We start from the raw sequence: 12230 nt of genomic DNA, 5'->3' as shown, positions 1-12230 counted from the left end.
ACCCATGGCCCGCAGGACCCTGAGGGAGCGCGCAATCGTCCTCGACCGAACCAAGCTGGGCGAGCAGGACCTCATACTCACGCTGCTGGGGCAGGGCGGAGAGCAGTTGAGGGCGGTCGCGAAGGGTGCCAGGAAGCCCGGGGGCAGGCTCGCGCCGAGAAGTGACCTCTTTTGCGAGACGGACTTCCTCCTGGCCCGTGGCAGGAGCCTCGACATCGTCACCGAGGCGGAGCTCGCGAACGCCCACGTTGGACTTCGCGGCGACGTGTCGCGGGTCGCCGCGGCATCGGCGCTCTGTGAGGCCGCCCGGCTCACCTCGTACGAGGACAGTCCCGACCCGTTCCTGTACCCCATCTGCTCGCGCGCGCTCACCGCCTGCGAACAGGCTGGCACGGAGGCGTCCCTCGACCTCGTGGTGGCGGCGTACGTCCTCAAGGTCCTCGCGCACGAAGGATGGATGCCCGAACTGAAGGCGTGCGTTGCCTGCGGTGACCCAGACGTGTCGCGCTTCTCCGCCACCGCCGGCGGAGCCCTCTGCTCAAGCTGCGCCAAGGACGTAGCTGGCGCGGTGCGGGTGAGCCCTTGCGAGCTGAGGGACCTCGACTCCCTCGTTCATGGCACCTTCGACCAGATTCTGCTGATGGACGTCGCGTCCGAAGAGGGCGCGCGGCTCCTCACGCTCGCGCATCTGTGGGCGGCGACCCAGCTCGACGCCCGGATGCGGGCCCTCGAGTTCATGCTCGCCCTCTGAGGGAACCGATCGGCAGGCTGGACACCATCATCGGCTCGTCGTGTGCATTGGCGATGCCCTTGCCATGCTCGGCCTCGCGAGGCTTCCTTTGGGTTAGATTAAACAATGCTGAATCACCGGCAAGGGCAGGGGTGTCTCATGGGACTTGACAGGATGCATGTTGCGGCGTGGGTCACGGGGGCCTCCGTGATCGCGGCGATGGGGGCTGCGCCGACTGCGGCGCTCGCCGAGGAAATTGCCGCCACGGGTACGGCGGGCGCCGTCGTTGCCTCCCCGGCGGAGGGCCAGGCTCCCGCCGCTGTCGAGGTGCGCGAGTCGGTGGGTGAGAAGTTTGCCGTCCCTGCGGATGGCTTGGACACCGGGCGGCAGGGGACGCCAGCCGAGGAGGTCGGCGATTCCGCGCCGGGGGGCGTCTCGGCTGAAGGCTCGACCGCCGATGCCGACGGAGGCAATGAGCAGCAGGTTGTCTCGTCTAGTGATGTCGCATCCGCCGACGCCAGCGCCTCGGGGCAGACGGCCCAGCAGGGCGGCTCGGAAGGGGAGGCGGACCAGCGCGTCACCCAAGGGCCTGACGACGCCGCGACTGACGACGAGGCTGCCGGGGGGAGCTCCCAGTCGGTCGTAACCCAGCAGGGTGACGCCCCTGCCGATGGGGGGCAGGCGGGTGACTCCCCGTCCCAGGCGGCGGCAGCCGACCAGGCAGCCCGCGCGGCACAGGCAAAGGCGCCCGACTCCAACATGTACCGCATGTACAACCCCAACAGCGGCGAGCACTTCTACACCGCCCAGCTGGGAGAGGCCCGCATGCTCTTTGGCGTGGGCTGGCGCTGGGAGGGCATCGCGTGGATGGCCCCCGCCAGCTCCGATGCGCCGGTGTACCGCCTGTACAACCCCAACGCGGGCGACCACCACTACACCACCAGCGCCGCGGAGCGCGACATGCTGGTGAAGGCGGGGTGGAGGTACGAGGGCATTGGCTGGTACTCGGCTGGCGCCAACGAGGTTCCCCTCTACCGGCAGTACAACCCCAACGCCAAGGCGGGTGCTCATAACTTCACCGCGAACAAGGGCGAGAACGACCACCTCGTTGGCCTGGGATGGCGCGGTGAGGGCATCTCGTGGTACGGGACCCGCTCCGCGCACCAGGCGATCCAGGGGTTCTGGACGGTCACGCGCGCCTACGGGTCGCTTCAGCGCTACTGGGTCGGGGCGGACGCCTCCCTCGCGACCTCTCGCGTTATTACCCCCGACGAGGGCGCGGGCTACTACGCGCTTGCGGCTTCCGACGGGTCCGTCTACCACACCGTGACCGATCTCGGCGACGGGACGACCCTGCTCGCCGAGTCTAACGGCAGGCTTTGCGCCAGCCCGGCGGGATGGATGGTGACCACCACGTACACGGGGGACTACCGCCGCTACTGGGTCGTGGACACCGGGAAGGGGTACGGCGTTGCCAGGAACGGCCTCTTCTCACAGGGCGGGAGCCAGTACTATGGTGTTCCCTCGACCGGCTACGTAGTGACCAACGGGTGCGTTAGGCTCGCGGGTGCCTGGTACTACGGCGACGCCGACGGGCACCTCTCCAAGCTCACGACCGGCAAGATCGGGTGGCAGAATCCCAGACAGTACTACCAGGTCTCGGCCTACGACGTGAGGAAGGTGGGGAGCGGGCCCTTCTCGTACATCCGTCACTCGGTCATCTCGCCCGACGCCACCCGCGAGCAGGTTGTGCGGGCATTCCTCCAGACGGCGAGGCTCTACCTGGGGACGCCCTACAAGTGGGACTACGCCCTCGCGCCCGGCGTGGGGACCGACTGCGCGGGGCTCGTCCAGTCGTGCATGGAGTCGGTGGGGATGCAGACCCCGTACAACTCCTACGACCACCGCTACAACTCGTGGCAGGACCACAACGCCAACAACATGTTCGCGGACCCCAAGATCAAGAAGGTCGCAGTCTCCGACCGCCAGCCGGGCGACATCGTGTTCTACAAGGGGCACGTTGGGATTTACGTGGGCAACGACACCATCATCAATGCCTACCCGCCCCAGGTGGAGTACGACAGCATGTGGCGTTGGACCGTGCGAGGCATCGGGCGCCTGTTCGTGTGAGCGGACCCGTGCAAAAATGGGCGAATCCTGTGGAGGGCGGGCTTTGCGGGCCCGCCTGCCACCCAACGGCCCGTGGCGTGGTAACCTAACTGAGTTCGTACCCCGTACTTGGAGGCCCGCCCAATGCCAGACGGCCATCCCAGTTCGGGGCGCATCTATGTCGAAAGGTGGTTTCACATGGCAGTCTCCAAGGAGCGCAAGGCCGAGCTCATCGCTCAGTACGGCAAGGACGCAAACGACTCCGGCTCCGCCGCGGTCCAGGTCGCCCTCCTCACCGAGCGCATCAAGGGCCTGACCGAGCACATGAAGTCCCACAAGAAGGACTTCCACACCCGTCGCGGCCTCCTCATGCTGGTCGGCCAGCGTCGCCGCCTCCTGTCCTACATCAAGAAGCAGGACGTCGAGGCCTACCGAGCGCTGATCAAGAGCCTGGGCATCCGCGACAACATCCAGTAGCTTCGTGGTAGAGAGGGGGCGCCCGCGCGGGCGCTCCCTTGCATTAGCGGCCCGCCTGCAATGGGGCAGGCGGAGATAAGAGGAAAAGAAATGGCAAAGGTTTCGCACGAGTTCGACCTCTATGGCAAGCACTACAAGCTGGAGTCGGGCGAGCTCGCCAAGCAGGCGACGGGGGAGTGCCTCGTCTCCTGCGGTGACTCCACGGTCAACGTCACCGTGGTCGTCTCCAAGGAGCGCAAGAACTACGACTTCTTCCCGCTCACCGTCGACTTCATCGAGCGCATGTACGCCGTCGGCCGTATCCCGGGCGGCTACCTCAAGCGAGAGGCGCGTCCCTCCGAGAAGGCGACCCTCACGGCACGCATGATCGACAGGCCCATCCGTCCCTCGTTCCCCGACGGGTTCCGCAACGAGGTCCAGATCGTGGCCATGCCGCTCGTCGCCGACCAGGTCAACTCCGTCGACACCATCTGCGTCATGGGCGCGAGCGTCGCCCTCACCGTGGGAGGCGTGCCCTTCGAGGGCCCGCTCGCCTGCGTGAGGATTGGCCGCAACCCCGAGACCGGCGAGTTCCTCGTCAACCCTACCTACGAGGAGCGCGACGCCTCCGACCTCGACCTCGAGCTCGCGGGCTCGTCCACCTTCATCAGCATGCTCGAGGCCGGCGCCAAGGAGATCTCTGAGGAGGACATGCTCGCCGCCATGGCATTTGGCCAGGAGGCCATTGGTGCCTTCTGCGAGGAGGAGAAGAAGTTCTTCGCCAAGTGGGAGGAGGCCAACGGCCCCATCGTCAAGAGGGAGTACGAGCTCGACCAGCCCATCCCCGAGGTCCACGACCGCATCTGGGCACACTACGATGAGATGTCCGCGGCCCTCAAGGATGCGGACAAGCAGTCACGCATCTCCAAGGTCGAGGCCCTGAAGCAGGCCATCACCGCCGAGTTCAGCGAGGACGAGCAGGTCGAGTGGGACCGCGCCATCCCCGTGGAGCTGAAGAGCCTGGAGAAGCACGCCATGAGGCGCATGGTGGTCGAGACCGGCGAGCGCGTTGACGGTCGCACCGCAACCGAGGTTCGTCCCCTCATGATCAAGCCCAACTACCTCCCGCTCGTCCACGGCTCCGGCCTGTTCCAGCGCGGCCAGACCCAGGTCCTCTCGGTCTGCACCCTGGGCATGCTCAACGAGTGGCAGCGCCTCGACACGATCGAGCCCGTCGACGGCAAGCGCTACATCCACCACTACAACTTCCCGCCGTACTGCACCGGCGAGACCGGCAGGATGGGCTCCCCCAAGCGCAGGGAGATCGGCCACGGCAACCTCGCCGAGCGCGCCCTGCTCCCCGTGATCCCCTCTGAGGAGGACTTCCCCTACACCATCCGCGTGGTCTCCGACGTCATGGAGTCCAACGGGTCCTCTTCCATGGCATCGACCTGCGGCTCCACGCTCGCTCTCATGGATGCCGGCGTGCCCCTCAAGCGCCCGGTCTCCGGCGTTGCCATGGGTCTCATCCAGGAGGAGGGCAAGACCGTCATCCTCACCGACATCCAGGGCCTCGAGGACTTCCTGGGCGACATGGACTTCAAGGTGACGGGCACCACCAAGGGCATCACGGCCATGCAGATGGACAACAAGGCGACCGGCCTCACGCCCGAGATTCTGCGCAAGGCGCTCATGCAGGCGCACGAGGGCCGCATGTTCATCCTCGACGCCATGCTCGACGCCATCCCCGCTCCGCGCGAGCACACCAAGGACACCGCGCCCCAGATCGTCAGCCTGCAGATCCCCACTGACAAGATCCGCGACGTCATCGGCAGCGGCGGCAAGGTCATCCGCGGCATCCAGGACGACACCGGCGCCACGATCGACATCCAGGAGGACGGCAACGTCTTCATCGCCGGCACCAACGGTGCCGCCGAGGAGGCCGCCGAGCGCATCAAGGCCATCGTCAAGGTTCCCGAGGTCGGCGAGGAGTACACCGGCCGCGTGGTGGGCATCCAGCCCTTTGGCGCCTTCGTCGAGCTGCTGCCCGGCAAGGACGGCCTGCTGCACATCTCCCGCGTCGCCAAGGGCCGCGTGGAGAAGGTCGAGGACGTGCTCAACATCGGCGACGAGGTCAAGGTCAAGGTCCTGGAGGTCGATGAGAAGGGCAAGATCAGCCTCGACAGGATTGACAAGCCCGAGGCACCCGCCGGCAGCGGTAAGGGGCGCGAGCACGAGGGCAAGTCTCGCGAGAGGCGCGTTGGCCGTCACCCTGGCGACCATGGCAACGCTGGCGGTGACAAGCCCCGTCCCCGCCGTCACCACGACGCGTAACGACTGAGGCAAGGGACTATGAGCGGGTCCGGTGCTATGGCATCGGGCCCGCTCCTCTCTTTCGACGTCTCTTGCACATACGTGGGTTTTCTTCGTGGATGCCCGTAGGCGAATGAGAGCAGGGCTTTGCGGTTAGAATGTATCGGATGAAACGTTTTTGCCCGCAACGTGCAAGCGACGGGCGATGAGATAGCAAGTCCTGCCTAGGGCATAGGCACCACTCGAAAGGATTCACGAAAGCATGGTAAAGAAGCAAAGCCCCCTGAGGATCATTCCCCTGGGTGGCCTGGACGGAATTGGCAAAAACATGACCGCGTTCGAGTACCAGGACGACATGGTCCTCGTGGACGCGGGCCTCATGTTCCCCGACGACGAGCAGCCCGGCGTCGACCTCATCCTGCCGGACTACACCTATGTGCTGGAGAACGAGGAGAAGCTCCGCGGCATCATCATCACGCACGGACACGAGGACCACACCGGTGCCCTGCCGTACCTCCTCATGGACCTGGGCCGCAAGGTCCCCGTGTACTCGAGCAAGCTCACCTTAGGCATCATTGAGGGCAAGCTTGCCGAGCACAAGATCAACTCCCCCAAGTTCCGCGAGGTCAAGAACGGGAGCCACCTCAACCTCGGCGCGTTCAGCATAGACTTCTTCTCGATGACGCACTCCATCCCCGCGGCACTGGGCGTCTACATGCGCACCCCTGCGGGCTCGGTCCTGCACACGGGGGACTTCAAGCTCGACCAGACGCCCATTGACGGAGTGACGCCCAACTACCAGGCCATCAACCGCTTCGCCACCCAGGGTATCGACCTTCTCCTCTCCGATTCCACCAATGCCACCAGGCCCGGGTTCACCCCCTCGGAGTCGGCTGTCGGCCCCCAGCTGCGGCACATCATCAAGAACGCCCCCGGTCGCGTCATCGTGGCATCGTTCTCGAGCCACATTCACCGCCTGCAGCAGGTGTGCGACGCCAGCGTCGCGGTTGGGCGCAAGGTCGTGGTGACGGGCCGCTCCATGGTCACCAACACCAAGATCGCGCGCGAGCTGGGCTACCTCAAGATCTCGGACAACGACATCGTCGACGCCTACGACATTGGGGACATCCCCGACGACAAGATCGTGGTCCTCTGCACGGGCAGCCAGGGAGAGCCCATGAGCGCCCTCGCCCGCATGGCGAACGGCGACCACAAGTCGCTCACCATCACCGCGGACGACACCGTGATCATCTCTGCAACCCCCGTTCCGGGAAACGAGAAGAGCGTGCAGTCCATCATCAACGCGCTCAGCAAGATCGGGTGCCAGATCTTCGACAAGTCGAACACCCTGGTGCACGTCTCCGGGCACGGCAGCCAGGAGGAGCTCAAGCTCATGCTGGCCATGACCAAGCCGCGCTACTTCATGCCCGTCCACGGCGAGGCGGTTCACCTGCGCGCCCACGCAAAGCTCGCCGAGTCCATGGGGATGAAGCCGAGCCACATCTTCGTTGCCGACAACGGGGACACGCTCGAGATGCGCGGGGGCAAGGTAAGCTGGGGCAAGCCAGTCGACTCCGGCGTGGTGTACGTCGACGGCCTCTCGGTTACCGACGCCAACCCCGTCGTTTTCCGCGACCGCCAGAAGCTTGCGAGCGATGGCATCGTGACCTGCGTGGTTACCGTGCAGCTCAGGAGCAAGCGGGTGGGCGACGTCGAGGTCGCCTGCAGAGGCGTCTCGTTCGCCGACGACGACCAGCTCCTCTCCGAGGCGCAGGCGTCCGTCAAGGACAAGATTGCCGCGGGCGTCAAGCAGGATGGCGCCAACCTCGACCAGCTTAGGAAGACGGCCCGAAACAGCCTCTCCAACTTCCTCTGGAACAAGACTCACACCAGACCGATGGTCATCCCGGTGGTGATGGAGGTTTAAATGGCTGCCAATCGCAGCAAGAAGTCGCAGCGTAACAAGGGTAGCAACGGCAAATCGCGCGGGTCGAGGGCTTCCTCGGCCCGCGCCATCGCGCCGGAGCGCGGGAGCGCCGGGGGAGACATCCTGGGCGTCACGCTCGTCGTGGCTGCGGTGGCGATGGGCGCCTCACTGCTCGACACCTCGCAGGCTCCGGTCACAAGGGCGATGGGGGAGTTCCTCACGCTCTGCTTTGGCGTGGGCGCGTTCCTCGTCCCCGTTGCCATCGCGCTCTTTGGCATCACCTTCTTCATTAGGGAGAGGGAGCTCATCGCGGGCAGGGTCGCCGCCGGGCTGGCGCTGATCGTCGTCTCGATCCTGGGGCTCATCTCCATGGGGACGCCGCTCGCGAGCTCCAATCCGTCCCTTGTGCTCGCCTCCGCCAACGTCGTGACGCGCGGGGGCTACCTGGGCGGGTTCATCGCCTGGATGCTGCTCAACCTCACCGGCGAGGTCGTGGGCGACGTCGTCCTGGTGGGGCTCATGGTCGTGGGCGTGATCGTTGCGGGCTTCTCCGTCTCCAACGCGGTCCAGCGCGCGGGAAGCGCCCTCGAGGCGCGTCGCGAGTCCAAGGCTGCCGTCTTGCCCGAGGACGAGCCGTACGACGAGGGGCTTGCGTCCCTCTCGGCCTCTCCTGACTTGGGGGAGACGGTCGTAGCCCCTGCCGAGGCACCGACTACCTTTCTAGGTGCGAGAAAGACCTCCGTTCTCAAGCGTGGAAGGCACAAGGCGGAGGCGTCCCAGGCGCAGCCGGATGGCAAGTTGCCCGCAACCGATGGTGATGGCGAGGGTACCCAGAAGACGCGACTGCTGCGGAGGAGGCGGCATCCCGACATCGACGTGGAGACGGCGCTCCCCGCGTCTGACGGCACCGTCCCCGAGCAGGCGACCATACCCTTGGGAGACGTCGCGGCCGGCGACTCTCAGGCTGGGGAGGACCTCGCCGTGCCGGAGTTCCTGCGCGCCGCCGCCGAGGGTCCCGACAAGTCGGGCTCGCGCCGGTCCCGCAGGGGGACTGCGAGGGGTGCCGGGTCTGTCACGGCTGCCGTGACAGCTGGCACCTCAAAGGAAACAGCCTCAGTGACCAGGGCCAAGGCCGCCCCTGGTGCGCGTCGCCCGGGGGAGGGTGACGAGACCTACGAGCTCCCGCCCCTCTCCATGCTCAGCTCCAACCCAAAGAGCGCGAAGGCCGCGAGCTCGGCCGCGGAGCTTCAGGAGACCATGCAGAGGCTCCAGGCGACGCTCCAGGAGTTTGGCCTCAAGAGCCGTGTCGTCGACTACGTCTCGGGGCCGCTCGTCACCACCTTCCGCATCGAGATGGGCGAGGGCGAGCGCGTCAACAAGATCACGAACCTCGAGGACGACATCGCGCTCACCCTCGCAACCCCCTCGGTGCGCATCTTCGCCCCCATCCCGGGGACCTCGCTTGTGGGTATCGAGATCCCCAACAAGAAGAGGGAGAACGTGCACCTTGGGGACGTGCTGCCCTACGCCAAGGGAGGCCCGCTCGAGCTTGCCATCGGGCGCGACTCAGAGGGAGAGCCGGTCGTCGCCGACCTCGCCAAGATGCCCCACCTCCTCATCGCCGGTGCCACGGGCTCCGGCAAGTCGGTGATGATCAACTCGATCATCATGTCGTTGCTCATGCGGTGCACACCAAAGCAGGTTCGTCTCATCATGATCGACCCCAAGCGCGTCGAGCTGGGCGGCTATAACGGGCTGCCCCACCTCTACGTGCCCGTGGTCACAGAGCCCCGCCAGGCGGCGAGCGCCCTCCAATGGGCCGTGTCAGAGATGGAGCGCAGGCTCAAGGTGTTCGAGCGCGCCGGTGCCCGCGAGATCAAGGCCTACAACCAGATGTGCGTCTCGGGCAAGCTCTCCGAGATGGACAACCCACCCGAGCCCATGCCCTACCTCGTCGTCATCATCGACGAGCTCTCCGACCTCATGATGGTCGCGGGCAAGGACGTCGAGGCGTCCATCGTTCGCATCGCCCAGCTCGCCCGTGCCGCAGGCATCCACCTCATCGTGGCGACGCAGCGCCCGTCGGCGGACGTTGTCACTGGCCTGATCAAGTCCAACATCGAGAACAGGATCGCCTTCTCCGTCGCCTCGGGCACCGACTCGCGAGTGATCATCGACCAGACGGGTGCGGAGCGCCTCCTGGGCAGTGGCGACATGCTGTTCAAGTTCAGGGGGAGAAAGACGCGGCGCATCCTCGGCTGCTACGTTTCTGACCCAGAGATCGAGTCGGTCGTCGACTTCATTCGCGACCAGGCGGAGCCGGACTACCACGAGGAGATCCTCTCGCAGGTGGTTCCCGGACAGACCGGTGGGTCTGGATCCTCAGACGACGGGGACGAGTACGACCCCCTCGTTTGGGAGGCTGCCCAGATTGTTGTGGACTCTCAACTTGGTTCGACCTCCGGACTGCAGCGCAGGCTCAAGGTGGGATACGCTAGGGCGGGCAGGATCATGGACATGCTCGAGGCAAAGGGTGTAGTCGGTCCGCCCGAGGGATCCAAGCCGCGCGAGGTGCTCCTGGACAAGGAGGGACTCGAGGAGCTTAGGGTCCAGGACGAGAAGTATCGGGAGGTGTAGCACATGCCGCGTCCGCGGTTCAGCGAGATGCTGGTGTCGAGGCGGCGCCAGCTTGGCCTCTCCGTCACGCAGGCCTCCAAGGTGCTGCGTCTCAAGGAGCAGGTGCTCATCGCCTTCGAGGAGGGCGACTTCCAGCACATGCCCAAGAGCGGCTACGCCCAGGGAATGCTCTCGTCCTATGCCCGCTACCTTGGCCTCAACTCTCGTCAGGTCGTGAATCAGTTCACCTCCGACCTGTACGACTACGAGCATGGCGGCAGGCGCGGGCGCAGCGTGCCGGGAACCCAGGTTCCGCGCGAGGCGGACTCGTACGAGGTGCCTGGCAGGTCTCGCCCCGTCACGCCGTACCGCGGACCGCGCGGGTTGCTCCCGACCTCTGGGGGCTATGCGGGCGACGTCTCGTCCTTTGCGACCACGTCGTCACCGCGGCCCAAAGGGCAGGCGAGCCCCCTCGTGGACTACAGGAGGAGCTACTCGGAGAGGTCAGTTCCGCCCGGGGGGCGTCGTTACACCAGTCGGGAGGTACCCAGCTCGGGCTCCGCAGGTGCTGCGCGGCAGCGGTATCGCGGCCAGACGCCTCGCGGGGGCTCACCTCGGAGGTCGGGGGAGGAGCTCCCGCACAGGGGCTCCGACCGCGTCACCACCCGGCGAGTGAGGCCGAGCGACTACCAGGATGACATGAGGTACGGCGAAGCCAGTCCATACGAGGCCGCGTCTACGGCGTCTGGTCGTGTCTCGTCTCGCAACATAGCGAGCACCGAGCGGCCCAACGTCCGCAGGAGGGGCCAGCAGTCCGGGAGGGAGCAGCTGCGCGATCGTGGGAGGAGAAGGCGCCCGCGCCATGGCGGGGTGCTCGGCGCGATCGAGTCGTTCTTCTCCGACCCCGCTCGCGCGATGGTCACGCTCGCGCTCGCGGCCGTTCTCATCATCACGCTTGTCATCATCGGCTCGGTCAGGTCGTGCATGTCCTCGGGCGACACCTCCACCAAGACGGTCTCGGTGGCGTCGGCGTCTTCGAGTGACTCCTCTAGCAGCGACTCCAACGACTCCAAGATCGCAGCCGCAAAGGAGGCGGCCGCCGCTGCAGCCGCCGCCAAGGCACAGCAGGACGCCGAGGCGGCAAACACCGAGACGGACGTCAAGGTGAGCGTCTCTGACGGCGGCGTGTCGTGGGTCGAGATCGTCTGCGACGGAACGAGCGAGGTCGCCGAGCAGGTGACTGGCCCCTGGGAGAAGACCTACGTGGTGACTGACTCGATCACCATCCAGGTGAGCGATCCCTCTGTCGTCACGGTCACCAAGAACGGGACGCAGCAGAAGTTCGACTCAAAGACCTCGGGAATCGGGTCCATCACCATCCAGGGTACCCAGGTAACAGCGACGGACGCCTCGTCCACCGACTCGGCCAACGGAGCCACCGCCACCACAACGACGGACGCCACGACCGATGGGTCCGCGCAGACGACGACCGACACCATCACCAGCACCGACGCGTCCTCAACCGACGCGAGCTCCTCCAACTAGACCCGCGGCCCCCGCAACGCGAAAGGAACCCACATGGCAAAGGAATCAAGCTTCGACGTGGTCTCCACCGTCGACATCCAGGAGGCGGACAACGCCTACCAGCAGGCGAGCCGCGAGCTCTCACAGCGCTACGATCTCAAGCAGACCGGCGCGACCCTCACGTTCTCAAAGGGCGAGGGTACCTTCACGCTCACCGCTCCGTCCGAGTTTGTGGCGGGGCAGGTGAGGGACGTCCTGGCTTCCAAGCTCGCAAAGCGCGGCATCGACCTCGCGAGCCTGAGGTGGGCCGACCCGCAGCCCTCGAGCGGCGGTGGGGTCAGGCAGGTGGCTACGCTCGTGCAGGGAATCGACAAGGAGACCGCCAAGCGCATCTCAAAGGACGTCCGCGACCTCAAGCTCAAGTGCAAGGCAACCGTCGAGGGAGACAAGCTCAGGGTCTCGTCGGCCTCGCGCGACACCCTACAGCAGGTCATCGCGGCGTTGCGCGCAAACGACTACGGCCAGCCCCTTCAGTTCGAGAACTACAGGTAGGAA

Annotated in this window: 8 protein-coding genes; all 8 read left to right on the top strand. The window is 66.0% G+C overall.

The window, feature by feature from the left end:
* The first annotated feature begins 4 nt into the window (after nucleotides 1–4).
* The 8 genes from recO (at nucleotide 5) to FYJ68_RS03070 (ending at nucleotide 12227) form a co-directional block, all read left to right on the top strand.
* Nucleotides 5–751, top strand: a complete 747-nt coding sequence (recO, locus tag FYJ68_RS03105) for a DNA repair protein RecO (protein ID WP_154433895.1) — start codon at nucleotides 5–7, stop codon at nucleotides 749–751.
* 138 nt (nucleotides 752–889) lie between these two features.
* Complete coding sequence (locus FYJ68_RS03100) at nucleotides 890–2860, top strand: NlpC/P60 family protein (RefSeq protein WP_154433893.1); 1971 nt, start codon at nucleotides 890–892, stop codon at nucleotides 2858–2860.
* Between the two features lie 177 nt (nucleotides 2861–3037).
* On the top strand, nucleotides 3038–3316 hold the full coding sequence (gene rpsO / locus FYJ68_RS03095; RefSeq protein ID WP_154433891.1) for a 30S ribosomal protein S15: 279 nt from the start codon (nucleotides 3038–3040) through the stop codon (nucleotides 3314–3316).
* Between the two features lie 90 nt (nucleotides 3317–3406).
* Nucleotides 3407–5629, top strand: a complete 2223-nt coding sequence (locus FYJ68_RS03090; RefSeq protein WP_154433889.1) for a polyribonucleotide nucleotidyltransferase — start codon at nucleotides 3407–3409, stop codon at nucleotides 5627–5629.
* A 241-nt stretch (nucleotides 5630–5870) separates the two neighbouring features.
* Nucleotides 5871–7535: a ribonuclease J gene (locus FYJ68_RS03085; protein ID WP_154433887.1), complete on the top strand. Its 1665-nt coding sequence runs from the start codon at nucleotides 5871–5873 to the stop codon at nucleotides 7533–7535.
* The gene (locus FYJ68_RS03080) at nucleotides 7536–10172 is read left to right on the top strand and encodes a DNA translocase FtsK (protein ID WP_154433885.1); all 2637 of its coding nucleotides are present in this window, start codon (nucleotides 7536–7538) and stop codon (nucleotides 10170–10172) included.
* Nucleotides 10173–10175: 3 nt separating this feature from the next.
* Nucleotides 10176–11696, top strand: a complete 1521-nt coding sequence (locus tag FYJ68_RS03075; RefSeq protein WP_154433883.1) for a helix-turn-helix domain-containing protein — start codon at nucleotides 10176–10178, stop codon at nucleotides 11694–11696.
* 33 nt (nucleotides 11697–11729) lie between these two features.
* A complete protein-coding gene (locus FYJ68_RS03070; RefSeq protein WP_154433881.1) occupies nucleotides 11730–12227 on the top strand; it encodes a YajQ family cyclic di-GMP-binding protein in 498 nt (165 codons plus the stop codon).
* Nucleotides 12228–12230: the final 3 nt, after the last annotated feature.

It is taken from the genome of Olsenella porci (assembly GCF_009695875.1).
GTDB lineage: Bacteria > Actinomycetota > Coriobacteriia > Coriobacteriales > Atopobiaceae > Olsenella_H > Olsenella_H porci.
The sequence above is the reverse complement of the archived record's forward strand: the minus strand, read 5'-3'. Positions and strand labels throughout refer to the sequence as shown.

Excerpts from the sequence above, each read along its gene's own strand:
- FYJ68_RS03100 (WP_154433893.1), top strand. The coding sequence starts at position 890 with ATGGGACTTGACAGGATGCATGTTGCGGCGTGGGTCACGGGGGCCTCC.
- FYJ68_RS03070 (WP_154433881.1), top strand. The coding sequence starts at position 11,730 with ATGGCAAAGGAATCAAGCTTCGACGTGGTCTCCACCGTCGACATCCAG.
- FYJ68_RS03090 (WP_154433889.1), top strand. The coding sequence starts at position 3,407 with ATGGCAAAGGTTTCGCACGAGTTCGACCTCTATGGCAAGCACTACAAG.
- FYJ68_RS03080 (WP_154433885.1), top strand. The coding sequence starts at position 7,536 with ATGGCTGCCAATCGCAGCAAGAAGTCGCAGCGTAACAAGGGTAGCAAC.
- FYJ68_RS03075 (WP_154433883.1), top strand. The coding sequence starts at position 10,176 with ATGCCGCGTCCGCGGTTCAGCGAGATGCTGGTGTCGAGGCGGCGCCAG.
- FYJ68_RS03085 (WP_154433887.1), top strand. The coding sequence starts at position 5,871 with ATGGTAAAGAAGCAAAGCCCCCTGAGGATCATTCCCCTGGGTGGCCTG.
- rpsO (WP_154433891.1), top strand. The coding sequence starts at position 3,038 with ATGGCAGTCTCCAAGGAGCGCAAGGCCGAGCTCATCGCTCAGTACGGC.
- recO (WP_154433895.1), top strand. The coding sequence starts at position 5 with ATGGCCCGCAGGACCCTGAGGGAGCGCGCAATCGTCCTCGACCGAACC.